At 59.5% G+C, this 25,975-nt stretch carries 22 protein-coding genes; 1 reads left to right on the top strand and 21 read right to left on the bottom strand.

Annotation, left to right across the window (positions count from 1 at the left end; all coding sequences use genetic code 11):
* The first annotated feature begins 25 nt into the window (after nucleotides 1-25).
* On the top strand, nucleotides 26-925 hold the full coding sequence (locus FHW77_RS10175; RefSeq protein ID WP_004439628.1) for a ribokinase: 900 nt from the start codon (nucleotides 26-28) through the stop codon (nucleotides 923-925).
* 63 nt (nucleotides 926-988) lie between these two features.
* Here the strand turns inward: FHW77_RS10175 and trmB are convergent, their stop codons facing one another.
* The 21 genes from trmB to FHW77_RS10280 form a co-directional block, all read right to left on the bottom strand.
* Nucleotides 989-1,687 (bottom strand): tRNA (guanosine(46)-N7)-methyltransferase TrmB, encoded by a 699-nt coding sequence (gene trmB, locus FHW77_RS10180; RefSeq protein WP_004439625.1) that lies wholly within the window; start codon nucleotides 1,685-1,687, stop codon nucleotides 989-991.
* Between the two features lie 170 nt (nucleotides 1,688-1,857).
* Nucleotides 1,858-3,120 (bottom strand): methionine adenosyltransferase, encoded by a 1,263-nt coding sequence (metK, locus tag FHW77_RS10185; RefSeq protein WP_004439623.1) that lies wholly within the window; start codon nucleotides 3,118-3,120, stop codon nucleotides 1,858-1,860.
* Nucleotides 3,121-3,311: 191 nt separating this feature from the next.
* Entirely contained in the window at nucleotides 3,312-3,731 is a 420-nt protein-coding gene (locus FHW77_RS10190; protein ID WP_004439621.1) for a helix-turn-helix domain-containing protein, read from the bottom strand.
* Nucleotides 3,732-3,863: 132 nt separating this feature from the next.
* Nucleotides 3,864-5,453: an apolipoprotein N-acyltransferase gene (lnt, locus tag FHW77_RS10195; RefSeq protein WP_004439618.1), complete on the bottom strand. Its 1,590-nt coding sequence runs from the start codon at nucleotides 5,451-5,453 to the stop codon at nucleotides 3,864-3,866.
* Between the two features lie 203 nt (nucleotides 5,454-5,656).
* A complete protein-coding gene (locus FHW77_RS10200) occupies nucleotides 5,657-6,796 on the bottom strand; it encodes a hemolysin family protein (protein WP_004439615.1) in 1,140 nt (379 codons plus the stop codon).
* Between the two features lie 15 nt (nucleotides 6,797-6,811).
* Entirely contained in the window at nucleotides 6,812-7,318 is a 507-nt protein-coding gene (gene ybeY / locus FHW77_RS10205; RefSeq protein WP_004439612.1) for an rRNA maturation RNase YbeY, read from the bottom strand.
* 10 nt (nucleotides 7,319-7,328) lie between these two features.
* On the bottom strand, nucleotides 7,329-8,384 hold the full coding sequence (locus tag FHW77_RS10210; RefSeq protein WP_004439610.1) for a PhoH family protein: 1,056 nt from the start codon (nucleotides 8,382-8,384) through the stop codon (nucleotides 7,329-7,331).
* A gap of 40 nt (nucleotides 8,385-8,424) precedes the next feature.
* Nucleotides 8,425-9,864, bottom strand: coding sequence for a tRNA (N6-isopentenyl adenosine(37)-C2)-methylthiotransferase MiaB (miaB, locus tag FHW77_RS10215; RefSeq protein WP_004439608.1), 1,440 nt, complete (start codon nucleotides 9,862-9,864; stop codon nucleotides 8,425-8,427).
* Between the two features lie 62 nt (nucleotides 9,865-9,926).
* Nucleotides 9,927-10,724 carry a lyso-ornithine lipid O-acyltransferase gene (gene olsA, locus FHW77_RS10220; protein ID WP_004439605.1) on the bottom strand — a complete coding sequence of 266 codons (798 nt, stop codon included), beginning with the start codon at nucleotides 10,722-10,724 and terminating at the stop codon, nucleotides 9,927-9,929.
* A 30-nt stretch (nucleotides 10,725-10,754) separates the two neighbouring features.
* Entirely contained in the window at nucleotides 10,755-11,183 is a 429-nt protein-coding gene (locus FHW77_RS10225; RefSeq protein ID WP_004439602.1) for a Fur family transcriptional regulator, read from the bottom strand.
* A gap of 64 nt (nucleotides 11,184-11,247) precedes the next feature.
* Nucleotides 11,248-11,742 (bottom strand): GNAT family N-acetyltransferase, encoded by a 495-nt coding sequence (locus FHW77_RS10230; protein ID WP_004439599.1) that lies wholly within the window; start codon nucleotides 11,740-11,742, stop codon nucleotides 11,248-11,250.
* A 43-nt stretch (nucleotides 11,743-11,785) separates the two neighbouring features.
* Nucleotides 11,786-12,454: a tRNA (adenosine(37)-N6)-threonylcarbamoyltransferase complex dimerization subunit type 1 TsaB gene (tsaB, locus tag FHW77_RS10235; RefSeq protein ID WP_006698904.1), complete on the bottom strand. Its 669-nt coding sequence runs from the start codon at nucleotides 12,452-12,454 to the stop codon at nucleotides 11,786-11,788.
* Nucleotides 12,455-12,471: 17 nt separating this feature from the next.
* Nucleotides 12,472-13,035 carry a NifU family protein gene (locus FHW77_RS10240; protein WP_004439594.1) on the bottom strand — a complete coding sequence of 188 codons (564 nt, stop codon included), beginning with the start codon at nucleotides 13,033-13,035 and terminating at the stop codon, nucleotides 12,472-12,474.
* Between the two features lie 144 nt (nucleotides 13,036-13,179).
* Nucleotides 13,180-13,671 (bottom strand): universal stress protein, encoded by a 492-nt coding sequence (locus FHW77_RS10245; protein WP_003503758.1) that lies wholly within the window; start codon nucleotides 13,669-13,671, stop codon nucleotides 13,180-13,182.
* Between the two features lie 113 nt (nucleotides 13,672-13,784).
* Entirely contained in the window at nucleotides 13,785-14,849 is a 1,065-nt protein-coding gene (trpS, locus tag FHW77_RS10250; RefSeq protein ID WP_004439588.1) for a tryptophan--tRNA ligase, read from the bottom strand.
* 103 nt (nucleotides 14,850-14,952) lie between these two features.
* Nucleotides 14,953-15,357, bottom strand: coding sequence for a VOC family protein (locus FHW77_RS10255; protein WP_004439584.1), 405 nt, complete (start codon nucleotides 15,355-15,357; stop codon nucleotides 14,953-14,955).
* Entirely contained in the window at nucleotides 15,357-16,946 is a 1,590-nt protein-coding gene (murJ, locus tag FHW77_RS10260; RefSeq protein ID WP_004439581.1) for a murein biosynthesis integral membrane protein MurJ, read from the bottom strand. Before murJ ends, FHW77_RS10255 begins: the two co-directional genes overlap by 1 nt.
* A gap of 7 nt (nucleotides 16,947-16,953) precedes the next feature.
* A complete protein-coding gene (locus tag FHW77_RS10265; protein ID WP_004439578.1) occupies nucleotides 16,954-19,782 on the bottom strand; it encodes a [protein-PII] uridylyltransferase in 2,829 nt (942 codons plus the stop codon).
* A gap of 96 nt (nucleotides 19,783-19,878) precedes the next feature.
* Nucleotides 19,879-22,530 (bottom strand): DNA mismatch repair protein MutS, encoded by a 2,652-nt coding sequence (mutS, locus tag FHW77_RS10270; protein WP_081859365.1) that lies wholly within the window; start codon nucleotides 22,528-22,530, stop codon nucleotides 19,879-19,881.
* Nucleotides 22,531-22,719: 189 nt separating this feature from the next.
* Nucleotides 22,720-23,601, bottom strand: a complete 882-nt coding sequence (olsB, locus tag FHW77_RS10275; RefSeq protein ID WP_004439575.1) for a l-ornithine N(alpha)-acyltransferase — start codon at nucleotides 23,599-23,601, stop codon at nucleotides 22,720-22,722.
* Between the two features lie 94 nt (nucleotides 23,602-23,695).
* Nucleotides 23,696-25,942 carry a hybrid sensor histidine kinase/response regulator gene (locus FHW77_RS10280; protein ID WP_182590485.1) on the bottom strand — a complete coding sequence of 749 codons (2,247 nt, stop codon included), beginning with the start codon at nucleotides 25,940-25,942 and terminating at the stop codon, nucleotides 23,696-23,698.
* Nucleotides 25,943-25,975: the final 33 nt, after the last annotated feature.

Raw genomic sequence — 25,975 nt, forward strand, 5'->3', positions numbered from 1 at the left:
AAATTTCATACGGACCCAGCGCCCCATGATTACTGTTTTCGGCTCCATCAACATGGACCTCGTCGCGACCGCCAAACGTCTGCCCAAGCCCGGTGAAACCGTAACGGGAGAGACATTCTCCACGGCCGCCGGCGGCAAGGGAGCCAATCAGGCGCTGGCCGCACGGCGTGCGGGCGCCGCGGTCAAGATGGCGGGCGCTGCGGGTGATGACACCTTTGCCGCTCCAGCACTGACCTTGCTGCGGGACGCGGGAACCGATCTGTCATTGGTCAAAACCGCGCCCGGCCCGACTGGAACGGCGGTTATCCTGATCGGCGAAGGCGGAGAGAACATGATCTCGGTCATTCCCGCTGCGAATGGTGAGGTCTCGGCATCCGACGCGGCAAAGACCATATCCGAAATGGCTCCAAGCGATATTCTCATGCTGCAGTTCGAGATACCGGCACCCGCCATCGAAGCTGCACTGACGGCCGCAAAGGCGAAACGCGTCACCACCGTCATCAACACAGCACCGCTGACCGCGGACGGACCGCGTCTCGCCGGCCTTGCCGATATCGTCATCGCCAATGAAACCGAGTTCGAGCTGCTGATCGGCAAGAATGGCCTCTCCAGCGACGAGCGGGAAAACGAACTCAAGGCCCTTCACGAGAGGACCGGCCAGACTTTGATCGTCACGCTCGGTGCGGATGGCGTGATCGCCATTCGTAATGGCAAGCTCTACAGGGCTTCCGGCCTGAAGATCGAGCCGGTCGATACGGTTGGTGCGGGCGATACCTTCTGCGGATATCTCGCCGCGAGCCTCGATCAGGGAATGGATTTCGAAAGGGCTCTGAAGCGGGCCGCAGTCGCAGGCTCACTCGCCTGCACGCGTGCCGGCGCGCAGCCTTCCATTCCGCAGGCAGCGGAAGTTGACGCGGCCCTTTAAGGGGTCTTGCCGTTAGCGCATTTTCCGGACGTAAAACCGCTGCACACTTTTACTTGAAATGCTTTAGCGACGGATGAAGGTGAGATAGGCCGAGCTGCGGCCTTCTCTTTTTGCCTTGTTCTCGTAACGCGTGCCCGGCCAGTTGGCATAGGGCGTGCGCCAGTCATCAGCGCTTGTCGCCGTCCAGTCAAAGCCGCCGTGCCGGGCGCAATGCTGCAGCGTCCAGTTGACGTAAGTGTCGATGTCGGACGCAAAGCAGAACTTGCCGCCGGGTTTCAACACACGATGGAAACGGGCGAGATTGACGTCTGACACGAAACGCCGCTTCCAGTGCTTCTTCTTCGGCCAGGGATCGGGATAAAGCAGATCGATGTGATCGATCGATCCTTCAGGCAGCCAGTCGAGTAACTGCGTCGCATCATCGTCGTAAAGGCGGATATTCATCAGTTCACGTTCGCGAACCGTGGCAAGCAGTTTGGCCATGGAATTGACGAAGGGTTCGACACCGATGAAACCCGTCTCGGGATTTTCGACCGCGCGGTGGGCGAGATGTTCGCCACCGCCGAAACCGATCTCCAGACGGATCGATCGCACATCTGCCGGAAAGAGCGCGGCGAGATTTTGCGGGGGCACGCTTTCCAGATCGATTTTCAGCAAAGGCAGCAGATTTTCGATCGTATCGACCTGCTGATTGCGCAGGGGCTTGCCCTTGCGCCTGCCAAAAAACGCTTCCGTCGCGCGCGAACGCCGTTCTTCCGTCATCTCATACTCTCAAGACCAAATAGACTTAACCCGCACAGCACCCCGTGAGGCACTGTGCGGGTTACAAAACTCGGTGACGGTATCTCTCAATCGCCGCCAAATAACAAGCGCGATATCCAGTTGACGCATTTTCCGGACGTAAAACCGCTACGCACTTTTACTGGAAATGCTTAAGCGCTCAAAGCTTCCTTGAGCGGCTTCACCAGATCGAGCTTCTCCCAGGAGAAGGAGCCGTCGCGGCCAGCCTTACGGCCGAAATGACCATAGGAAGACGTCTTGGCGTAAATCGGCTTGTTGAGATCGAGATGACGGCGAATGCCCGATGGCGAAAGGTCCATGACCTTGCGGATCGCGGCCTCGACCTGATCTTCGCTGACCTTGCCGGTGCCATGCAGATCGACATAGATCGACAGCGGCTGGGCAATGCCGATTGCATAAGAAATCTGAATGGTGCAGCGCTCGGCGAGGCCGGCAGCCACGACGTTCTTGGCGAGGTAGCGGGCGGCATAGGCGGCGGAACGGTCGACCTTGGTCGTGTCCTTGCCCGAGAATGCGCCACCACCGTGCGGGGCAGCACCGCCATAGGTGTCAACGATGATCTTGCGGCCGGTCAGGCCGGCATCACCATCGGGACCGCCGATGACGAACTTGCCGGTCGGGTTGATATACCACTGGCAATCGTCGGCGATCTTCAGGTCGCCAAGCGCTTCGCGGATATAGGGTTCGACAACAGCACGAACCTTCTTCGAATCCCAGCTTGCATCGAGATGCTGCGTGGACAGCACGATGGAAACGGCTTCGGAAGCCTTGCCGTCGACGTAACGAACCGTCACCTGGCTCTTGGCATCGGGGCCGAGCTTCGCCGCCTCGCCTTCGCCGCTTTTACGGGCGGTGGCCAGCAGCTGCAGGATACGGTGGGAATAATAGATCGGCGCCGGCATGAGGTCAGGCGTTTCCTTGCAGGCGTAACCGAACATGATGCCCTGGTCGCCGGCACCCTCGTCGCCCTGCTTGTCGGAAGCGTTGTCCACACCCTGCGCGATATCAGCCGACTGCGGATGCAGGAGAACGTCGATCTTGGCGGTCTTCCAGTGGAAACCATCCTGCTCGTAGCCGATATCGCGGATAGCCTTGCGGGCGGCGGATTTGAACTTCGAGGGATTGATAACCGGATGGCCGGCTGCGTCCTTGAGGACCTTGCCGTCCTTGTCCTTCTTCAGCAGCGTATCGGGAACCCGAACCTCACCCGCAATCACGACGCGGTTGGTCGTTGCAAGCGTTTCGCAGGCGATGCGCACGGTCCACGGGTCCACGCCCGTCTTGGCCGCTTCACGGTAAATGAGATCCACGATTTCATCGGAAATACGATCACAAACCTTGTCCGGATGACCCTCGGCCACGGACTCGCTGGTGAACAGATAATTGGCACGCATGCGGGATTCCCCTCAAAGAACGGTCTTCGAGTTTGTTAGTCATTTCGGCCGCGAAAAACAAGGACACAACCACATAAATATATCTTTATGTGAGAATTCCTTTCTAATCTGGCACAAAAAAACGGTCCCTGCGGACCGTTGAGTGCCCGGCATCCCATGCCGGAAATTTTCTGCGCTGCAGGGGCCAGGCCCTACTCGGCATCGCCCTCGGCGGCGAGCGCCTTGACGAGATCGACCAGACGGCGACGGACCTTCGGGTCGGCGATCTTCACGAAGGCGCGATTCAACTGCAAACCTTCAGCCGAAGACAGGAAGTCGACGACGTAATTGGAGCTCGAGGCTTCCGCCATGCCGGATGTACCGCCAGCCTGATCGCCGGGTGCGTCTTCGAAAAAAAAGGAAACCGGTACATTGAGGATCGCCGAGATATTCTGCAGGCGGCTGGCGCCAACACGGTTCGTGCCCTTTTCGTACTTCTGAATTTGCTGAAAGGTAATTCCGAGACTTTCACCCAGTTTTTCCTGGCTCATGCCGAGCATGGTTCTGCGAAGACGAATTCGGCTTCCGACATGAATGTCGATGGGGTTAGGCTTTTTCTTATTTTCGGTCATCATGCGGTCCTGACACTCGGATGGGTTGATATCTCGCTTCATTACTATTCGAAGAAATGAGCCGGTATTTCGACAGCAGCTAAACTTGTTTTACGACTGACGTATTCACTATGCAATTGCAGGAGTTCCCGGTCAATTCTGGCGCCGGGCAAAACTCCAGGCAGGAAATACCGCAGCGATCATCATCACGGAAAAAATCAACCAGAAATACGTCCGATGTGTGTCGTAAGTAAATGCGTCGTTTGACCCACCACTCAAAGTGGCGTCAACAATGCCCACCCGACCGTAATCCAATCCGGCAATAATGCGGCCATAAGGGTCTATAACCGCCGAGATACCCGTATTGGCACCGCGAATCACCGGCACACCCGTCTCAACCGCCCGCACCCTGGCCTGAAGAAAGTGCTGATACGGCCCAGGCGTATCACCAAACCAGCCGTCATTCGTCACGTTGAGGATCGCCGCCGAGCCAACGAGAGCCGGAGTCATCTCACCGGGAAAAATGATCTCGTAACAGATCAGCGGATAAAAGGTCTTTCCGGATGGAAGCGTCAGGGGCGTGCGCGAAGAGGCTGCTGAAAAGCCCCCGGGCAGGGCGATGACATTATCAATGCCAAACTCCCGCAGGATACCCTCGAAGGGAACATATTCTCCAAAGGGGGTCAGATGGACCTTGTCCGTCGCGCCGATGATTTCTCCCTGACTGTCGATGGCGTAGACCGAGTTATAATAACGCGGCGGCCTGCCAGCACCCGCATCTTCCATCCTGACGGCTCCGGTGAAGAGCACCTGCCCGTCTTGCAGCGTCTTTGCGATCTCGGCCAGCGCGTCGGGATTTTGCGTCAGGATGAACGGCACCGAGGTTTCGGGCCAGACAATGATGTCGGGGCGCTTTTTGCCTTCGCCCGGAGGCAGGGCTGTCAACCGCAGATGCTCGCCGAAAATCTCGGCGCGGTCATCATTCAGCATCTTGCGAGACTGATCGATGGACGGTTGGACGATTCTGACTGTCACCGCATCTGCCGGTGTCTCCGCGGGTGTCTGGAGGCGGTAGAAGCCATAACCCACATGGCTGGCCAGCAGCAGCGCCGCCAGGGAAAGGCCGGGCCACATGCCTTTTCTCGTGGCGATGAGCGCGGGGGACGCGAAGATGAAAACGGCAAGCGTGGTCACACCGAAAAGACCGATCAGATGCGCCGACTGCATCATGACCGGGATCGGCATGATGCCGTAACCTATGGCGTTCCACGGAAAGCCCGTCGCCAGGAAACTGCGCAGCCATTCCGTAAATCCGAATGCGGCGGCAAGGGCGGCGATCCGGCCTAGACCGTTCGACCACACAAGATTGGCCGCAGCAACCGCGAAACCGTAAAACAGCGCCAGAAAGGCCGGAAGCCCAAGGATGGCAAGCGGCAGCGCCCAGGCAAATTCATCCGCTTCAAGCAGAAGCGCGTTGCCCAGCCACCACAGGCCAGCCACGAAATAACCGAGACCGAAACACCAGCCTATACCAAAAGCGGGAAGGATGCGGCTGAAGAGGCCGCCGCCCGGCTTGCCGGTGCAGCCATCCACCAGCCAGACCAACAGGGTGAAAGACAGGAAAAGCGCTGCGAAGAAACCGAATGGAGGCAGGGCGAGCGCTCCGACCGCGCCTGCAGCAATCGCCATCACTGCGCGGCTCATGCCGCCGGCCAGCATCACCCTGCCTGCAAGACGCTCCATGCCATCTCCGTATCATGCGCATCCGGAAACCCGCTCCAGGCAAGCCATTCGGCGAAATTTCCCTTTCTTTCGACGTAAAGGAAAAAAGATTCGCCGTCCACATCAGGCAGGGCAGATCGAGCGGGATCTCATGCCCGGGTAGTCGAACCCGCAGAATCCGGAAGATCAAACGGCGGGATCGACGGGGGCTACCCGTCTATCCTTCAGTCCACGTTCTGCTGATGGGCGATCAACCGCGTCTCCGGCGGCGGCAATGCAATCACCTCACCGGCATCGCCGGGGGCGCGGTCGTCTTCCCCTTCGGAGCCATGATCGCGTACGATACGGACACCCTTGATACGCCTCGTATCCGCATCGAGGATCTGAAACTCGAAACCGGGCACGGCGCGAACGACCTCGCCCTTGGCGGGAATACGGCCCAGCGCGAAGAAGATGAGTCCACCGAGCGTATCGATTTCTTCCAGATGTTCGCGCACGTCGAATTCCGGACCGATAGCCTCGGCAAGTTCGGTGAGTTCCGCGCGGGCATCCGCCACGAGCACATCGGCAGAAAGACGCGAGAACATCGCCTCGTCCTTGTCGTGCTCGTCGTCGATGTCCCCAACCACCATCTCGACGATGTCTTCATGGCTGACAAGACCGTCGGTACCGCCATATTCATCGATCACCACGGCGAGCTGGGTTCTCTGGGCCTGCATGGTCTTCAGAAGATCGGAGGCCAACATGGAGGGCGGCGCGAAAAGAATCTTGCGCACCAGCCCGGCGTCGGCAACCGTCTTTTCCAGATCGACCCGCGCCAGATCGAAATTCGGCCGCGGCGACCGCGGCGCCTTCACTTCACCGTAAGCGACGCCACGCGATCCCACCCGGCGCTTGTTGCGAGCCTGTTTGGCAACATAGGCAAGCAGATCGCGGATATGGATCATCCCCTTGGGGTCGTCCAGCGTCTCTTCATAAACCGGCATGCGGGAACGTCCGGTTTCCTCAAACAGGATCAGCGCGTCACCAATCGTCATATTCTGATCGAGACCGTCAATATCCACCCGCGGGATCATGATATCTTCGACCCTGATCTCACGGAAACGGAGGATGTTGTGTAGCATCGCCCGTTCTTCGGGCGTAAAAGCGGCGCCTATTTCAGTGTCGTCCATCAGCGCATCGGTCAGATCCTCGCGCAGGCGCTCACCCTGAGACGGTTTCAGCAACCGCGCGATGCGCGACCAGATGGTCGATCTCGGTTTGGCATTGTAGTCCTGACGTAAGTGACTACTGCCCTCCTCCGAAGAGGACTGCTCGCCGTTTTCTCTGCCCTCATTGGCAGGTCGTGCAGAATGTTCGTTCATGGCTCCAGACAATATTTAAAGCGGTTCTTGACCCGCATAGGGATCAGATAGGCCAAGCACCGCCAAAATGCGAGTCTCAAGCGACTCCATTTCTTCCGCTTCTTCCTCGTCCATGTGGTCATAACCAAACAAATGCAGGAACCCATGAACGAGAAGATGGGTCAGATGATCCTCGAAACTCTTCTCAAGTTCAAGGGCCTCTCGCTCTACCGTTTCTCTCGCGACGACGATATCGCCCAGCATAGGGCCGGGCATTCCGCCCGGCTCCAGCGGAAAAGCAGGGAAAGACAAGACGTTGGTCGCCTTGTCCTTGTCACGCCACTCTGCATTGATTTCCCGGATATTTTCATCGTCGGTGAAGACCAGCGAGAGCTCGACCGGCATTTTCGGGAAGGGTTGATCCTCTTCCCGCTTCAGAAAATCGACCGCCGCATCCAGCGTCTTTGACGCAAAGGCAGACAGGTCCTCTTCCGAGGACCAACCTTCGGCCTCGATGCTGATTTGAATATCCAGAGCTGTCATTGTCTTTTCGTCAGTCGCCCTTCAGCAGGCTCTCATCCGGCACAGCCGTATGGGATTCATAGGCCCGGACAATGCGCGCCACCATCGGGTGACGGACAACGTCCACATCCTTGAACCGCACAACGGACACGCCTTCCACATCCGTGAGGATCTGCAGGGCTTCCACGAGGCCAGACTTCACGCCGCGCGGCAAGTCCACCTGGCTTGGGTCGCCGGTCACAATCATGCGACCGTTTTCGCCAAGGCGCGTCAGGAACATTTTCATCTGCATCGTCGTCGTATTCTGGGCTTCGTCCAGAATGACGGCGGCATTGGCAAGCGTGCGGCCGCGCATGAAAGCCAGAGGTGCAATTTCGATGACGCCTGCCTGAATGGCGCGCTCCACCTTATCACCGGGCATCATGTCATACAGCGCGTCATAAAGCGGGCGGAGATACGGATCGACCTTTTCCTTCATGTCACCAGGCAGGAAGCCCAGACGCTCACCCGCTTCAACGGCGGGACGCGAAAGGATGATGCGATCGACCGCGCCACGCTCCAGCAGCTGCGCGGCATGCGCCACGGCCAGATAGGTCTTGCCCGTGCCGGCGGGGCCAACACCGAAAACGAGTTCGGATTGTTCCAAGGCGCGCATATAGACGTCCTGCGTGGGCGTCCGCGCCGAAATGGTTTTCTTGCGCGTGGAAATCTGCGCCATGGAAATCTTCGCCTTGCGCTCCATGGTCGGCAGCGTCAGCTGGTCGTCCGCTGCGACGGCCATGCGGATCGCCCCCTCGACGTCAGAAAGCTCGACGGCGCCACCCTTCAGCAAACGCTCGTAAAGGAAATCAAGCGCGCGGCGGGCCTGATTGGTGGAGACCACATCGCCGGTGATGGCGACTGAATTTCCACGCGGACGAGCGTCGATATTGAGGCGCTGCTCCAGAAGCTTCAGGTTCTGATCGAACTGACCGAATAGCTCTCCCGCTATCCTGTTATTCTCGAACGTGAGGACGAAGTGATTGGCGTCGGTCGCGGCTTGGCGTGGCTGGCGCGATGAATTTGATACCAATTCGTGTGCGTTCAAGCGGTCAGGCTCCTGTCCCAATCAGTGTCGGCTCCCCACTCTAACTCTCTGCCACCTCGGCAAACAAGCTGTTTGGACCCGTTGCGGTGATTCGTACATTAACAATGTCACCGATTTTCAAAGTCTTTGCATCAAGATTCACGGATTGCAGCCACGGAGAACGACCTATCAACTGCTCAGTCATGCGGCCGGGCTTTTCCAGCAGCACATCCATGGTCTTTCCGACCAGCGACTCCGCAAATTCCTTCTGTTGCCGCAGCAAGAGAGCCTGCAATCTTTCCAACCGCTCGGCCTTCACGTCTTCCGCAACCTGGTCCGTGAGGTCGGCCCCCGGCGTGCCGGGACGGGTGGAGTATTTGAACGAGAAGGCCTGCGCGTACTTCACCGTTTCGACCATCGCCATCGTATCTTCGAAATCGCGATCCGTCTCGCCGGGGAAACCGACAATAAAGTCTCCAGACATGGCAATATCAGGGCGGGCGGCGCGGATTTTTTCAATAAGCTGGATGTATTCCTCGCCCGTATGGCGACGGTTCATCGCTTTCAGAATTCGGTCCGAACCGGACTGAACCGGCAGATGCAAATAAGGCATCAGGATGCGCAGGTCGCGATGGGCGCCGATCAGGCGATCGTCCATGTCGCGCGGATGGCTGGTGGTGTAGCGAAGCCTCGCAAGGCCCGGAATTTCCGCCAGCCGGTAAAGCAGTTCGGCAAGGCCCCATTTTTCGCCCTTCGGGCCTTCGCCCTGCCAGGCGTTGACGTTCTGGCCGAGCAGCGTGATCTCACGCACGCCGGCATCGACAAGCTTCATCGCCTCATCAACAATCTGGCGCACGGGACGGGAAACCTCCGAACCGCGCGTATAGGGCACGACACAGAAGGTACAGAACTTGTCGCAACCTTCCTGCACGGTCAAAAAAGCCGTAACACCACGCGTTCGCAGCGTGGATTTCTCGGCAACCGGCAGGTGTTCGAACTTGTCCTCAACCGCGTATTCGGTCTCGATGACGCGCTCGCCTCCACGTACCCGTTTCAGTGCTTCCGGCAGGCGGTGATAGGTCTGCGGGCCGATAACGACATCCACGGCGGGCGCCCGGCGAAGGATTTCCTCGCCTTCCGCCTGCGCCACGCAGCCGGCAACGCCGATCATGAATTCCCGACCCTGCTCTTCGCGCGACTTTTTCATGTCCCGCAGGCGGCCAAGCGCGGAGTAGACCTTTTCCGCCGCCTTTTCGCGAATGTGACAGGTATTCAGCAGAACCAGGTCCGCCTCGCCCATATCCTCCGTCTGAACATAACCGTCCTTCGCCAGCGCATCGCTCATGCGGACGGAATCGTAGACGTTCATCTGACAGCCATAAGTCTTGATGAAGACCTTTCTGCTGTTTGCCCCATCGCGCGCGATGGGTGCGGGCTGGCTGTTCGAACCCTCGCGGGCGATCATGGGTGGGGCGTCAAGGCCAAGCGTTTCCTGGGTCATGGCGGCTATCTAGTGTTTTTCACGGCCAGATTAAACAGAAAAATGCCGGAAAAGCTACGATCTCACGAATTCCGCCAGCCGCCGCGCAGGCTGAAGGCCAGCATTGAGCGGATGGAGGCGGCGATATCGGTCGCCAGTCGCTTGCGGTTGTCGGTGCTGTGGAACGGGACGCTGTCCCCAAATGTCACGTCGACATCGATGGCGCCCGCTTTGATGATGCCGAGCAGATGCGGCACGAGCGTGATGCTGCCCGGCCAGGCGGCGATGACGCGATGGTAGCGCCCCATCGCCATGCCATGCAGCCGCGTATAGGCGATGGCGACCGGCTGGACATAAACAAGCTTGCCCTGTACCTGTTCTGCGGCGGTGGACGCCGCACCGAAGAGGGAGGATTTGACGGCCAGCATGCGGTTTCCGTCCGAGGTGGTTCCTTCGGGAAAGAGGACAACGATCTCGCCATCGGCCATGCGGCTGGCGATCTCGCTCACCTGCATGCCGGTGCTGCGTTTCTGCTCGCGTTGAACGAAGATGCTTTTCTGCAGCCGCGCGAGCCAGCCGAAAACCGGCCAGTCGCGCACCTCGGTCTTGGCGATGAACACCACGTCGGCAATGCTGCCCAAAACGAGGATGTCTTTCCATGAGGCGTGATTGACCGCGAGCATTAACGGCTTTGCCCGCTCCACTTCCCCGTGGACATGCACGCGTATACCGAGAACATGGCAGGCGATACGATGCCAGACGCGTGGAATGCGGCGGCGGAGCCGCCAGTCGAAGGCAAGGCCCAGCAGTTGAAGCGGCAGCAAAACAAGCGTGACGATCAGGAGTACGACCGCAATATAGGCTGTCCGCAGCCACATCATGATGGGAACGCCCGCTTGTTCACCGGCGTCTCAGTGTTCGCCAGGCTTCAATGGCACGCCGTAAAGTTCCAGCCGGTGATCCACGAGCCTGAAGCCGTGTTCGCGGGCGATCTTCTCCTGCAGAGCTTCGATCTCAGCCGAGTGAAATTCAATGACGACGCCATTCTTCAGGTCGATCAGGTGATCGTGATGCTCTTCGGGCACGGTCTCGTAGCGTGAACGGCCGTCGCGAAAATCGTGACGCTCGATGATGCCGGCATCCTCGAACAGCTTCACCGTTCTATAGACGGTGGAAATCGAGATGCGCGGGTCCACGGCGGAGGAACGGCGGTAAAGCTCCTCGACATCTGGATGGTCGGCCGATTCCTGAAGGACGCGGGCGATGACACGGCGTTGGTCGGTCATCCGCATACCGCGTTCGGCACAAAGCTCCTCCAGCGTTTTCGAAAGGTCTGTCACGTCTTATGGCCTTTTGAGAATTCCGGTTTGCGGCTTTCGCCGAAAAAATGCCTGTCGCAGGGAACTAGCGAAGATCGCGGCGCATGACAAGCGCCGTCGACTTCGTTCCATCCTTGGCGGTGTAATAGGCCTTGCGTTCCGCGACGGTTTTGAACCCGAGCTTCCTGTAAAGACCCAGAGCGGACGCGTTGTTATTATCAACTTCAAGGAACATGGTTTCTGCGCCGCGCATCATCGCCTCGCGGATGGCCGACTGCATCAAACGCCAGCCGAGCCCCGCACGTGCGAACTTTTCGGCAACGGCCACGGTCAGGATTTCAGCTTCGCCCGCCACTTCCCTCGCCAGCACGAATCCACCGAGCGGCTTGCTGAAAAAGGCGTTTGTCTGTCGGGCAACGGCACCGAAAACCGATCCCTGCGTCAGCAGTCCCGAAAACTCCCCGTCGTTCCACGGGCGCGGAAAGCGCAGCGCATGCAGTTCCGCAACCGCGGCGCAATCCTCATGCTGCATCGGCACGATCTCGAAATAGGGCTTCCAGCTTAGATATTCGTCAAACATAACAGGAATCGGGAATCAGAAACATGCACTCATGCATGCCGTATCAGGCAACGTCCTGACGTGCCAGCGCAAAACCGGTTTGTGGCCGGGCATCCGGCCCACGCAGATAAAGCGGTGCCGGTTTCGGCTGCCCTTCCGGCTTGCACGCGCCAGCACGGGCAACGGAGGCAATCGGAAAGTGGTCCGGCCCGGACCCGCTTTCCTCTCCTGCAAACAGCGGCGCGGCGGAGCCGATGACGGAACCATTAAAACCGGAAAGAACACTCTTGGCGTCATCCAGAGACAGAAGCGCCGCCTCGTTGAGTGGTAATCCGTCCATGCCGAATGTCTGGAGATAGGTTTCGCCACGTTTGGCATCCAGACCGACCGCCACTGGCCGGTCGGGGTTTTGCAGCAGATGATGCAGGGCAAGCGTTTCTAGCGTGGTGACGCCGACGGCCTCGACGCCGAGCGACAGGGCAAAACCGCGCGCCGCGGCAACACCGACCCGGATGCCCGTGAAGGACCCGGGGCCGATGGTCACAGCAATACGCCCGACATTCCGCAGCGACAGTTGCGCCTGCTCCAGAGCCCCATCGATCACGGCCATCAGCCTTTCGGCATGGCCCTTGCCAATTGTTTCGCAGACTTCTCCAAGCACCCTGTCCGAGGTGCTGTCATAGATACAGGCGGAACAATCCACACCTGCGGTGTCGAGTGCGAGAACAATCATGATCTGGCTTTACAGCATTATACCGCTTCGACTTCGCGCACTTCCGGCACGAAATGGCGAAGCAGATTCTGAACACCATGCTTCAGCGTGGCGGTGGAGGATGGGCAGCCCGAGCACGCGCCCTTCATGTTCAGGAACACCGTGCCGTCGCGGAAGCCGCGGAAGGTGATGTCGCCGCCGTCCTGCGCCACGGCGGGACGGACGCGGGTTTCCAGCAGTTCCTTGATGGTGGCGACGATGGTTTCATCACCCTCTTCGAAGAACTCGCCTTCCTCATCCGATACTTCGGCCGCAATGGCAGTGCCCATGATCGGGCGGCCGGACATGAAGTGTTCCATGATCGCGCCCAGAATGGCGGGCTTCAGGTGCTGCCATTCCGCGCCGTCCTTGGTGACGGTGATGAAATCGAAACCGAAATAAACGCCGGTCACACCCGGTATCAAGAAGAGGCGCTCTGCCAGCGGCGAAGCCTGGGCCTGCGACGGGTTGAGGAACTCCACCGTTCCGCTTTCGAGCACGACCTTGCCCGGCAAGAACTTCAGCGTTGTCGGGTTCGGCGTGGCTTCCGTCTGAATGAACATCGTCTGTCTCCTTCGAGGTCGCCGTTCACGCCCCGCAATTTAGAATTCTTCCAAAAAATACGCCCGGCGAAGCTACACTTCAAGCCCTGACATGATAATTACATTCAAGAAATCGTCAGGCCCTGAATCTCGCCCGAAACCGGATCAGCAGAGAGCGTCGATTTCCTCATCGGACAAAGTATCCGGCAACACGGTGACGGGGATCGGGAAGGCTGCCCCTCGCCCGGCGATGGAGGAAACGAGCGGTCCCGGACCTTCCTTCGTCGATCCCGCCGCCAGAACGAGAATGGCGATATCGCGGTCTTCCTCGATCAGCCCGTGGATCTGCTCGGTGGCGCTGCCTTCGCGGATCACCGCTTCCGGCTCGATGCCGATCGTCTCGCGCACCTTCTGGGCGATCTTGGCAAGCGTGGCTTCCGCCTCCTCGCGCGCCTCGGCCCGCATGATCTGCTCGACGCCAAGCCATTGCTGGAAATCGCCTTCCGGGATCATGTAAAGCAGCACCAGTCCGCCATTGGAGTTCTTGGCGCGACGACCGGCATAGTGCACGGCCCTCTCGCATTCCGGCGTGTCATCGATAACTGCAAGAAACTTGCGACGATGCCCTTCCAGACGCGACAGCCGTTTTGAAACCATTCTGCACTCCCTAGGTCCGCCGTGATCCGTAAACCGCCCGACGGTTCGGGCGGAGATTATATCAAATCACGACAGGCGCAAACCGCCCGACGCATTCGAGCAGAAGCGACCTGTCAGCGCAGGAAGCCGATGATGTCGCGCACCTCGTTCATGGTCTTTTCGGCAATGGCGCCCGCCCGTTCGCCGCCCTGCTTGAGGATGGCGTCGATATGGGTCGGATCATCGAGAAGGCGGCGCATCTCATTGTTGACGGGAGCCAGCACATTCACCGCGAGCTCGACCAGGGCCGGCTTGAAAGCCGAGAACTGTTGTCCGCCAAACTCGGAAAGAACGTCGGCCTTCGTCTTGTCGGAAAGCGCGGCATAGATGCCAACGAGGTTGTCGGCCTCGGGGCGACCTTTGAGGCCTTCCACTTCGCTCGGCAGCGCATCAGGATCGGTCTTTGCCTTCTTGATCTTCTTCGAGATGGCATCGACATCATCCATCAGGTTGATGCGCGACAGATCGGACGGGTCGGACTTCGACATCTTCTTGGTGCCGTCCTTCAACGACATCACGCGCGGGGCCGGACCGCCGATCAACGGCTCCACCATCGGGAAATAGGCGTGTACCGGCTCATCGCCGACCGTTATATCGAGCCCGAGGCCCGCCTTGCGGATATGGTCGCTGAAATCGATGTTGAATTTCTGGGCGATGTCGCGGGCGAGTTCCAGATGCTGTTTCTGGTCGTCACCAACAGGAACATGGGTGGCACGATAAACGAGAATGTCGGCAGCCATCAGGCTCGGATACGCAAGGAGGCCGAGCGACACCTGTTCGGCATTCTTGCCGGACTTGTCCTTGAACTGCGTCATCCGCTCCATCCAGCCAATGCGCGCCACGCAGTTGAACACCCAGGCCAGTTCCGCATGCTGCGGCACGGCCGACTGGTTGAAGACGATATGCTTCACCGGATCGATGCCCGAGGCGATGAAGGCGGCCGCGATAGAGCGGGTCTGCGCCTTCAGGTCCGAGTGAACGAGCTGGGCGGTGATGGCGTGCATGTCGACGACGCAATAGATGCAATCATTATCTTCCTGCAGCGCCACGAATTTGCGGATCGCGCCGAGATAATTGCCGAGATGCAGATTGCCGGTCGGCTGGACGCCCGAGAAAACCAGCGGCTTGAATGCGTTCATTGTCGTCCTCGAAAAGGCTTGTGGAGGGCCCCGCCCCGTGATTGGAATTGCACGCGCGCTTATGCACCCGCAGCCCCTCGCAATCAAGCGCTTTCAGGGCCTGTCAGCCGCGCGGCTCCAGAAGATCCCAACGATTTCCATAGGGATCGACAAAGACCGCAACGGAACCGTAAACCTCATGGCGAGGCTGTTCCAGAAAGCGCACGCCGCGGGCAAGCATCGTCTCATAATCGCGTTGGAAATTGTCGGTATGCAGGAAAAATCCGACACGGCCGCCGGTCTGGTTGCCGATGGCAAGGCGCTGCTCTTCACCATCGGCCTCGGCGAGCAGAAGGGCGCCACCGTCAGCGCCCCGCGGCTTGACCACCAGCCACCTCTTGCCGTCGTCCAGTGGCTGATCGGAGAGGCACTCGAAGCCTAGAACATCACAATAAAACGCCTTCGCCCGATCGTAATCATCAACCACGAGGGTAACGAGGGCGATGCGGCGGTTTTCAGCAAAGGACATCAGCCAGCCTCCGTCTCGACGTTCTTTTTTCCGCGCTTACGGACGGCCCGCTTCACCATGCCGATGTCGGCACCTCCAGACACGAAAGCCAGGACGAAATAAACCAGCATGGCGGCAAAGACGAGGCCCATGATCGTGCCGGCCCGCACGAAAATGGACGAGGCGGAAGACAGCTCGAAGGTCAGCCACGTCAGCGCATAATGCACAAATACGGCCATCAGTGCCGCGGCCAGGAGCAGGCGCGGGATACGGGTGAGTAGCGGAATATCCAGGTGCCAGTGACCGCGCCACAAAAGCATGCCGAACAGCAGGGCGGCATTCACCCAGCCGGCGGTGATTTCGGCAATGGCAATGCCCGGGCCGCCAAGACGCGGGAAAAGCGTCAGTGCCAGCGAGACGTTCACGACAACCGAAATCGCCGCGAAAATCATTGGCGTACGAGTATCCTCGCGCGCGAAGAAGCCCGGAATAAAGGCCTTGATGAGCACGAAAGCCGGCAGGCCCAGACCGTAGATGCCAAGAATTTGCGCAACGGTGAAGGTGGCCGAGGGCGAGAAATTGCCGCGCTCGTACAGGAAACGAACGATGGGTTCGGCCATGACGAGAAGAGCGGCCGCGGCGGGCAGGGTCAGGAACAGCACGAACTCGACCGAGCGGTTCTGCAGGCTTCCGGCCTCCACCATATGGCCGCCGCGCAGCGCCCGCGCCAGTTCCGGCAGGAGCACCGTGGCAACGGCAATGCCAACGACGCCGAGCGGCAGTTGATAGATTCGGTCCGCATAGGCAAGCGAGGATATGACGCCTTCGCCGCCGGAAGCGATGTTGGTGTTGATGAGCAGATTGATCTGGGTAATGCCGCCGGTGATGGCTGCCGGCAGGGCAAGGACCAGAAGACGCTGCACGTTCTTGGTCAGCCGGGGCCTGCGGAAACCAATGCGCATGCCGGCATTGCGCACCGCAATCCAGACGATGGCGAGCTGCACAAGACCTGCCACCATAACGCCCCATGAGAGCGCGTAACCGACCTGAAGCGGATCGTAATTTTTCCACCATGCCAGCGCGAGCACGCCGATGAGAATGATGTTGAGGAAAACGGGAGCAATCGCAGCCGCAAAATAACGGTGCAGAGAGTTCAGCATGCCGCCCATCATCGCCGCCAGCGACATGCAGGCAAGATAGGGGAACATGATGGTGGCAAGGTGGATGGTGTTTTCGAACTTCACCGGGTCATCGACGAAGCCGGGAGCAATCACCGTGCGCACGATGAAAGGCATCGACAGTTCCATCAGGATCGTCAAGGCCAGCAGCACCGTGAACAGGACGCCGAAGACCTCTTCCGAAAAGCGCCTTGCACCTTCCATGCCATTCGCTTCGATTTCCTTGGCAAAAAGCGGCACGAAGGCAGAGTTGAATGCACCCTCGGCGAAAAGCCGCCGGAAGGTATTGGGAAAGCGGAAAGCGGCGTTGAAAGCATCCGCCACCGGCCCGGTGCCGACGGCGGCTGCCATCAGCGTTTCGCGCAGGAAGCCGAAGATGCGGCTGCCGAGCGTGGCTGTGCCGACTGTGGCGAACTTGCCGATGAGACTCATGGGACTTTCAAGCCTTTGCCGTGCGCGCGGCCGGCAGCGCCGCCACGTCTGGATGGGCGATGATGCCGTTTGGCATGCGGTCGCGCAATTCGTCTTCCTGCTCGCTCATGACCGCCTTCAAACGTTGCGCGATGCTGGCCTGCCGGTTGTCGTTCGTCACCTTCTGACCGAAGAGATCAGTGACGTAGAAGGTATCGATGACTTTTTCACCAAATGTCGTGATGCGGGCGGAGTGAATGTCGAGTGACAGGTCGGCGATGACAGCCGTCATGTCGGCCAGAAGCCCCGGCCGGTCGAGGCACTCGACCTCGATCACGGTGAACTTGTTGGACAAGCCATTCGAGATCGTCACCGAAGGCGGAATGGTGAAGGCGCTCTTTTTCTTCCGGCTCTTGGTGCGGGTGGCGATCATTTCCGGCAGGCGCTGCTTGCCGGAGAGTACTTCCTCGATCAGTTTGCCGACATTGTTGCCGCGCCGCGTCTCGTCCTCGTCTATCGGAAATTCGCGGTTGATGAGGATCGTATCGAGCGCCCGCCCATCGGAGGTGGTGAAAATCTGCGCATCGGCAATGTTGGCGCCGGCCGCGGCGCAGGCGCCGGTTATGATCGAAAGCAGGCGCGGATGGTCGGGCGCCAGAACGGTGATTTCCGTGATGGCGTGGAAGGAATGGGTGCGCACCATGGTCGAGAGCGCCTTTTCCTGCTTGTCCGCCTCGCGGATGAAGCGGGTGTGTCGCACCTGATCTTCCAGCGCCACCGTCAGGAGATAAGGCTCGTAATGCAGCTTGGTGTATTTGCGCCGCGCCTTCTGGCCCCAGTCATCAAGGGCGTCGTAGAGCGCCTGCCGGGCAATCTGCGCGCGCTCCTTGCGCGAAACTTCCGAGAAACCGCCGGAGAGAAGCAGTTCCGTCTCATAATAGAGCGAGCGCAGCAGCTGTCCCTTCCAGCCGTTCCACACACCCGGACCGACAGCCCTGATATCGCAGACGGTCAGGATGAGCAGCATCTTCAGCCGCTCCATGGATTGCACCTTGTCGGCAAAATCGGTGATGGTCTTGCGGTCGTGCAGGTCGCGCGTCTGGGCAACCATGGACATCAGAAGATGCTGCTCGATAAGCCAAACGACGGTTTCGGTCTGCTTGCCGGTGAGACGGAAGCGCTGGCAGAGCTTGCGGGCGACGCGGGCACCGGCGATCGAATGATCTTCCTGCCGGCCCTTGGCGACATCGTGCAGCAGTACCGCCACATAAAGCGCCTCGCGTTCCTCGACGCCGGGCATCAACTGATTGGCGAGCGGATGGGCATCGACAGCCGTTCCCTTATCCACTTCCGACAGCACGCCGACAGAACGAATGAGATGCTCGTCTACCGTGTAATGATGATACATGTTGAACTGCATCATCGCGACGATCTTGCCGAATTCGGGAATGAATTTGCCGAGCACGCCGGCCTCATTCATGCGCCGTAACGTCAGCGCCGGATCGCGCCGCGAGGTCAGGATCGACAGGAAAAGCCGGTTTGCTTCCTCGTTTTCCCGAAGCTCGTCATTGATGAGCGAAAGCGAACGGGTGACCACGCGCAAGGCATCGGGGTGCAGTTCGAGATTGTTGATATCGGCGATATGGAAGAGCCGGATGAGATTGACCGGATCGTTCTTGAACACATCGGGTTTTGCGAGCGCGATGCGGCCCCGGTCCTCGACGAATTCCACGGAACCCGGAATCTTGCGAACGCGATGGGCGAAGCGGCTGAGCACGCCGGAAAGGCCCGGCACGTCCTTCGCCTGCCTGTCTTCCAGCCCGGCACAGACAATGCGGGTCAGATCACCGACATCCTTCGCCACGAGGAAATAATGCTTCATGAAGCGCTCGACGGCGGAAAGGCCGGGGCGCGGCTGATAGTTCAGCGCATCGGCAATCTCACGCTGAATATCGAAGGAAAGGCGCTCTTCCGCTTTATTGGTAATGAAATGCATCTGGCAGCGCACCGCCCAGAGAAAATCATCGGCCTTTTCGAACAGCTTCAGTTCGGATCTCGACAGGACACCGAGCTTCACCAGATCGGCCGTGTCGCGAACGTGATAATAATATTTGGCAATCCAGAACAGCGTGTGCAGGTCACGCAAGCCGCCCTTGCCTTCCTTGACGTTCGGCTCCACCAGATAACGCGTATCGCCGGCCTTGCGGTGGCGCTGGTCACGCTCAGCGAGCTTGGCGGCGATGAATTCCGGGCCTGTGCCGGTCACGACCTCAGACTCGAAACGTTTTTCGAGATCGTCGGTCAGGGATTTCTTGCCGCAGATCGCCCGCACTTCCAAAATAGCGGTGCGGATCGTCATGTCGGATTTGGAAAGCCGAATGCATTCATCCACGGTGCGGGTGGCGTGGCCGACCTTGAAGCCGAGATCCCAGAGGAGATAGAGCACGAACTCCACGGCCTTGTGCATGTCAGGCGTGTTCTTGGTGGGAAGCAGGAACAGGAGGTCGATATCCGATCCCGGCGCCAGCGTGCCGCGTCCATAACCGCCAACCGCGGCGACAGCGATCTGCGGCGCATCTTTCGGATAGACGTATTGGCAGGAGAGATCATAGAGCGTTTCGATCAGTCGATCCTGGAGCCAGGAGATGCGGCGGGCGCAATCAATACCGCTGCCATCGGCCTTGAGCAGTTCCCTGGCCTTTTCCCGGCCTTCCGTACTGGCCTTGCGGAAGATCGGCAGTAGATCGGACTTGATATCGGCGATGCGTTTGCCGTCTTCCCTGAAGATGACGTCGCAGTCTCGCTTCAGCGCCGATACATCGAGAATGTCGGAAAAATCCAGGTCCTTGATGGCCATCTCTGCCGTTATCCATGTCCTGTGGGAAACCCCACCGCTTGCGATGGGAGTGTCCTATAAAGAGTTTCAGAGGCTATGGACAGGCACTCTATGCCTTCAAGCCTTGCCAAGTTCTTTCTTCAACGCATAGAGCGCGTCCAATGCCTCACGCGGTGTCATTTCGTCCGGATTGAAGCTTTTCAGGGCTTCCTCCACCTTTGATGATCCTGCCTTGCGCGTTTCCTCGCGGCGAACCGCGATCTGAAACAGCGGCAGATCATCGATCAGCTGGCTTGCCGGGTTCTTGCGGTCGGCATCTTCGAGCTTCGTCAGCACCTCGCGGGCGCGTTCCACCACCGAAGCCGGCAAGCCCGCAAGCCGTGCGACCTGAATGCCGTAGGAACGATCCGCAGCGCCCGGTCCGACTTCGTGCAGGAAGATGACGTGACCTTCCCACTCCTTCACCCGCATCGTGGCATTGGAAAGGCGGCCAAGTTTTTCCGACAACACCGTCAGCTCATGAAAATGCGTCGCGAAGAGGCCACGGCAGCGATTGACCTCATGCAGGTGCTCCACCGACGCCCAGGCGATGGAAAGTCCGTCGAAGGTCGCCGTGCCTCTGCCGATCTCGTCCAGAATGACCAGCGAGCGATCCGTCGCCTGATTGAGGATGGCAGCGGTTTCCACCATCTCCACCATGAAGGTCGAGCGGCCACGCGCCAGATCGTCAGACGCGCCGACACGCGAAAACAACCGGTCCACAACGCCGATATGGGCAGCTTCCGCCGGCACGAAGGAACCTATCTGCGCAAGGATGGCGATCAGCGCATTCTGGCGCAGGAAGGTCGATTTACCGCCCATGTTGGGACCGGTGAGCAGCCAGATCGCGCCGTTCTTGCCGCCATTGACCGCCGACAGATCGCAATTGTTGGCGATGAAGGGCCCAGCTGACTGCCGCCTGAGCGCCTGCTCCACAACCGGGTGCCGCCCACCCTTGATCGAGAACGTCATGGAGGCATCGACGATCGGACGGCAATAGGCCTGTTCGGTGGCGAGATAGGCGAGGCTCGAGGCGACATCAATGACCGCTAGCGCCAGCGCGCCGGCCTTGATCGCGTCGGCCTGCTGCACCACCGCCTTGACCATCCGTTCGAAGGCTTCCAGCTCCATGGTCAGGGCTTCGGCAGCAGCATTGGCGATGCGGCTTTCGAGATCGGCAAGCTCGGTGGTGGTGAAACGCATGGCACCGGCCATCGTCTGGCGGTGGATGAAGCGGGTCTTCGCCTCGTCGGTCGCCGTCATCACATCGGCATTGCCCGCCGTCACCTCGATGAAATAGCCAAGCACATTGTTATGCTTGATCTTGAGCGACTTGATGCCGGTCTCCTCGGCATATTGCAGCTGCAGCCCGGCGATCACCCGACGCGACTGATCGCGCAGCGCCCGCACCTCATCGAGTTCGGGATTGGCGCCCTCACGCAGGAAGCCGCCATCGCGCTTCAGAAGCGGCAGATCGTCGGCCAGCATCGAGCCGAGCATCGCTTCCAGCCCGCTCGGCAAGGCTTTCAGATCCGCAAGGGCTGAGGCAAGCTCCTCCGGCAACAGCCCCTGATCGAGAATGGCGGCAATTCTCTCGGCCGACGCCAAGCCCTGCCGGATCGCGCCGAGATCGCGCGGGCCGCCGCGCTCCAGCGCAAGGCGGGAAAGCGCGCGCGGCATATCGGCCACCTGCTTCAGCGCATCGCGCAGACCGTCGCAGAGGGAGACATCGTCAATCAAATAAGCAACCGCGTCGAGACGGGCGTTGATCCTCTCCGGATCGGTCAAGGGTGACATCAGCCGCTCGGCGAGAAGCCGCGCACCGCCGCCAGTGACCGTGCGGTTCAGCGCATGCAGCAACGAGCCGTCCCTCTCACCCGAGAGCGTCTTCACCAGCTCCAGATTGGCACGGGTCGCGGGATCGATGAAGAGCGTGGAGGCAGCACTTTCGCGTTCCGGCGCGCCGAGCGGCGGGCGCTCGGCGATCTGCGTTTTTTCGACATAGGCAACGGCGGCAGCGGCAGCGGCCATTTCCACGCGCGAAAACGTGCCGAAACCATCGAGCGTCGAGACGTTGAAGTAACGCGCGATCCGCCCTTCAGCCGTAGCGCTGTCGAACAGAATGGCCGGCTGCGGCACCGCCACGCGGCCCAGCATATCGAACACCGGCCGCAATTCCTCGTCGTGGAACAGGCTGTCGGCAACGATCAGCTCGCGCGGGTCGATACGCCAGATATCGGCAAGAAGCCGCGTCAGCGTCGTTTCCGCCAGACGGAAGACGCCGGTGGAAATATCAATCCAGGCAAGCGCGAACTGTGCCTCCGCACTGCCGCGAATACGAGCAAGCGCCATCAGATAGTTGGATTCCGTTGGCGAAAGCAGCTTTTCTTCGGTGAGCGTGCCAGGCGTGACAAGCCGCACCACATCGCGTTTTACCACGGATTTCGATCCGCGCTTCTTCGCCTCGGCCGGGTCTTCGACCTGCTCGCAGACGGCAACGCGATAGCCGCGCAGGATGAGCTTCTGGAGATAATCATCCGCAGCATGGACGGGAACGCCGCACATGGGAATATCATGACCCATGTGTTGGCCACGTTTCGTCAGCGTGATACCGAGAGCGCGGGAAGCTTCCACCGCATCGTCAAAGAACAATTCGTAAAAATCGCCCATGCGGTAGAACAGCAGCGAACCGGTATTGTTCGCCTTGATTTCGATATATTGCTCCATCATCGGAGTGGCCGTCGCACGGCTCTCTTCCGAGATCAGGGAAGCGGTTGTCAGAACGTCCGTCAATGGCCTGCCGATGTCATATCGTGTTGCGGAAAAGGAGCGCTGACACTAACGGGAATGGCTACCCCAAGACAACACGCACGGCACCGCTGCCCACAGGAACATCCCCTCCGGCTACGCAGAACCCGCTCAGCCGTTGATACGTTCGGTCTCGCCGCCATAATAGCTGATGTATCGGCCGGCGATCGACGAAACCGGCAGGACCACCAGCACGTCGGTCGTGTTGAAGGCGTGGTCTACCACCGCGCCGGAGCCGAACATGGCGCCGAGGCGCATATAACCCTTGATGAGCGGCGGCATGGCGTTCAGCGCCTTGCGGGCGTTCAGGGCTTCTGCCGGAACGAGGTCCATTTCATGGTAGAGCTCAGGAAGAGCAACCGCCTCCCACTCCCCCTTAGCAAGGCAGTTATGGTGCAGGAAAGACAAGGCGAGCGCATGTGCTTCCGGCTGCACACCCGGGAAGGAGGCGCAGCCGATCATGGCGTCCATCCGGTGTTTAACGGCGTAGGACCAGTTGCCCTGCCACAGAAGCTCGACGGTGCGCTTGGTACGATATTCCGGCAGCACGCAGGAGCGGCCAAGCTCCATGAAGCGCTTGCCTGGGTGGCGCGCAACGAGACCGGCGATGTCGAATTCGCTGGCGGAATAAAAGCCATTATTGGCGAGCGCGACTTCCTGACGCAGCAGGCGATAGGTGCCGACGATCTGATCTTCGCTGTCACCCTCGATCGACTTATCGAGCACGAGCAGATGGTCACACACACTGTCCCAGGCGTCGAAGTCGCGCTGGCGCCGCATCGCTTCTGCCGGAAGCCTTGCCTTCATCTCCTCGACGAACACCCGGTACCGTACGGACTGCGCAGCATCAATCTCGCGTTCATTTCTGGCAAGCCGGGTTTCCAGCGTGCCGATGCGACCGAAAAGGCCCTCATTGTCCTGAGCTGTCTCCGGACGAGGAGTAATGACAACATTGTTTTCACAAATGTCGTGATTGAGGATTTCGGCAACCATGGGGAATCGCTCCGCCACCAAAGAATTTTCCTGTCATAAATCACTATTTAACGACAGAATAGTGACAAAATGCAGCCAGAGCGAGTCTGTCAATTTACGATAGCGACAGGCGTTTCGCCTCCAGCAGACGACGGATTTCCTCAACCAGCCGTCGCGGGTCGGCAGGTTTCGTCAAAATCGCGCCAACACCAGCCTTCAGCAGGATTTCGGCGGTCGCGTCACTGGTATCGCCGCTGAGCACGATGACAGGAATATTTCTTTCGCCCTGCAGCATATGGAGGAGGTCAGGGAGCGCTTGGAGCCCGTCGCCGCCCGGCATGTTGAGGTCGGAGACTATGAGATCAGGCAAACGGGATACGCCATGCTCCAGAGATTGCCGCAACGCCGCAAAATCCCCGACGGCGCGGACGATATAGCCGCTTTTTTCCAGAACGGCGCGGATGATGCGCTGATTAACAGCATCGTCTTCCGCCACGAGTATCTCGATACCGCTCGCCCCCTCCACCACCCGCGAGGAAAATCCCACATCCGGGTGGTTGTCGTTGATGGCGTCCCGTCGCTCTATGCCGCGCAGACGACCGCACAACACGTCGATCAGGGATTTTTCCCGCAGCGGCCGGATCAACCACGCGTCGAAGGCCACATGCATTGTCGACGGCCGCTCTTCGGGGCTGACGAGCAGCGTGCGGCGGACATTGCCGTCCGGCCAATCCTTCAGTGCATCTTTGAACAACGGCGAAATGCGCCGGTCGACGATGACATCGGTAAGGGGGGCGGTCGCGATGGTGGAACTCTTCCTCAGCTTTTCCAGATCTTCAGGCTGATGGATAAGTGTGCATTGCCCGCCGAAGGCCTCGATCGCCTCCATCGTGACCGCTGCCGCCACACCCCTTGGTGCGACGAGCAGGACATTTGTATGTCGCAGGCAATGGCGCCGCGCCGGATCCGCCATTTCGGCAGGCGCGCCTCCCGGGCGAAACGCCAGCTTGAAAGTGCTACCCTTGCCCTTGCGGCTGGAAACCGTGAGACGGCCGCCGAATTCCCGCACGATACGGGCGGAGATCGCAAGTCCAAGGCCCGTGCCTGCGCTTCGCTGCGACAACGGGCCAGCCTGTTCGAATTCCCCAAAAATACGGGCCTGTTCCGCCCGTCTCATGCCCGGGCCGGTGTCTTCGACGGCGATGTGCAATTCGTCACCGATCATGCGCGCCCGGATGACGACGCCGCCTTCCCGCGTGAATTTGACGGCATTGCCGAGGAGATTGAAGAGGACCTGACGAAGCCTCGCCGGATCGAAATCGAGATGATCGGGTACTTCAGGCGCAACGAAGGATGTAATCTCTATACCTTTTTCATGGGCGCGATGGGCGAGCATCTCAACGATGCTCTCAATCAGCCGCCGCAGGTTCTCCGCGCGCGGATTGAGCCTGAAGCGGCCAGCCTCCATGGTCGAATAATCCAGCAGATCCTCGACCAGCTGTACCAGCGACTGGCCGGATTGCCGCATGCCGTCGAGATAGTTGCGCTGCTCGTCGCTGAGTTTCGTCTGCGACAGAAGATGGTTCATGCCGAGCATGCCGGAAAGCGGCAGGCGGATTTCATGGCTTACTGTGGCAAGCAGCCTCGCCTTTTCCGCCTCGGCCTTTTCGGCGCGCAGGCGGGCATCTTCCCTTTCGGCAAGTGCAAGCCGCTCCTCAGTCACATCTCGGGCGATGCTGCTGATGTGAAGACGGCTGCTTGCCAGATCGCGGGTCACGACATCATGCCAGGAGAAGATGCGCTGGCCGAACGGGGTCGCGATCTCCACATCATAAGCGTGGACCTTTTCGCCCGGGCGGAAAGCGATGCCGATTTCCTCGCAGCTCAACCCTTCCGGGGCCGTGCAGCCGGTCATTTCGCGAAACACTCTATTCGCCTCGACAATACGCCGGTTCATGTCGCGGATCACGACTATATCGCCCATGAACTCCTGCATTTCGGCAATCAGAGACCGGTTTTGCGTCTGGCGCAGCCGGAAATCTGCTTCTGCAGCCAGGGCATCGGGCCGATGCAAAGACTCATCAAAGAGCGCATAGAAAAGGACACCGACGAGCACTGCGCCGAAGAAGATCGCCATCGCAACAGTGACAGCATAAGGCACTGCAAGCGCGATAAGGGCAGCGGAAAAAGCCCCGACCGATAACGACACGGCGACATAGAGCGCAATCGACCCGGTACCGGTCGCATGTTCTTCATCTGCAGGGCGTGCCGTCGTATCGAGACGATCCGCAGGCTGCACCGCCGTGGCAGCCGGGCCAAGGCCATCCGAGACTTTTTGCCGAAGTTTTGCCAGTTCGCTCATAGGCAACCGCTACCACGGCAGCGGTTTTGATAT

It is taken from the genome of Agrobacterium sp. RC10-4-1 (assembly GCF_014138475.1).
In the GTDB taxonomy this organism is placed as follows: domain Bacteria; phylum Pseudomonadota; class Alphaproteobacteria; order Rhizobiales; family Rhizobiaceae; genus Agrobacterium; species Agrobacterium pusense.

Excerpts from the sequence above, each read along its gene's own strand:
- FHW77_RS10175 (WP_004439628.1), top strand. The coding sequence starts at position 26 with ATGATTACTGTTTTCGGCTCCATCAACATGGACCTCGTCGCGACCGCC.
- trmB (WP_004439625.1), bottom strand. The coding sequence starts at position 1,687 with ATGACGGAAGAACGGCGTTCGCGCGCGACGGAAGCGTTTTTTGGCAGG.
- metK (WP_004439623.1), bottom strand. The coding sequence starts at position 3,120 with ATGCGTGCCAATTATCTGTTCACCAGCGAGTCCGTGGCCGAGGGTCAT.
- FHW77_RS10190 (WP_004439621.1), bottom strand. The coding sequence starts at position 3,731 with ATGACCGAAAATAAGAAAAAGCCTAACCCCATCGACATTCATGTCGGA.
- lnt (WP_004439618.1), bottom strand. The coding sequence starts at position 5,453 with ATGGAGCGTCTTGCAGGCAGGGTGATGCTGGCCGGCGGCATGAGCCGC.
- FHW77_RS10200 (WP_004439615.1), bottom strand. The coding sequence starts at position 6,796 with ATGAACGAACATTCTGCACGACCTGCCAATGAGGGCAGAGAAAACGGC.
- ybeY (WP_004439612.1), bottom strand. The coding sequence starts at position 7,318 with ATGACAGCTCTGGATATTCAAATCAGCATCGAGGCCGAAGGTTGGTCC.
- miaB (WP_004439608.1), bottom strand. The coding sequence starts at position 9,864 with ATGACCCAGGAAACGCTTGGCCTTGACGCCCCACCCATGATCGCCCGC.
- olsA (WP_004439605.1), bottom strand. The coding sequence starts at position 10,724 with ATGATGTGGCTGCGGACAGCCTATATTGCGGTCGTACTCCTGATCGTC.
- FHW77_RS10230 (WP_004439599.1), bottom strand. The coding sequence starts at position 11,742 with ATGTTTGACGAATATCTAAGCTGGAAGCCCTATTTCGAGATCGTGCCG.
- tsaB (WP_006698904.1), bottom strand. The coding sequence starts at position 12,454 with ATGATTGTTCTCGCACTCGACACCGCAGGTGTGGATTGTTCCGCCTGT.
- FHW77_RS10240 (WP_004439594.1), bottom strand. The coding sequence starts at position 13,035 with ATGTTCATTCAGACGGAAGCCACGCCGAACCCGACAACGCTGAAGTTC.
- FHW77_RS10245 (WP_003503758.1), bottom strand. The coding sequence starts at position 13,671 with ATGGTTTCAAAACGGCTGTCGCGTCTGGAAGGGCATCGTCGCAAGTTT.
- trpS (WP_004439588.1), bottom strand. The coding sequence starts at position 14,849 with ATGAACGCATTCAAGCCGCTGGTTTTCTCGGGCGTCCAGCCGACCGGC.
- FHW77_RS10255 (WP_004439584.1), bottom strand. The coding sequence starts at position 15,357 with ATGTCCTTTGCTGAAAACCGCCGCATCGCCCTCGTTACCCTCGTGGTT.
- murJ (WP_004439581.1), bottom strand. The coding sequence starts at position 16,946 with ATGAGTCTCATCGGCAAGTTCGCCACAGTCGGCACAGCCACGCTCGGC.
- FHW77_RS10265 (WP_004439578.1), bottom strand. The coding sequence starts at position 19,782 with ATGGCCATCAAGGACCTGGATTTTTCCGACATTCTCGATGTATCGGCG.
- mutS (WP_081859365.1), bottom strand. The coding sequence starts at position 22,530 with ATGATGGAGCAATATATCGAAATCAAGGCGAACAATACCGGTTCGCTG.
- olsB (WP_004439575.1), bottom strand. The coding sequence starts at position 23,601 with ATGGTTGCCGAAATCCTCAATCACGACATTTGTGAAAACAATGTTGTC.
- FHW77_RS10280 (WP_182590485.1), bottom strand. The coding sequence starts at position 25,942 with ATGAGCGAACTGGCAAAACTTCGGCAAAAAGTCTCGGATGGCCTTGGC.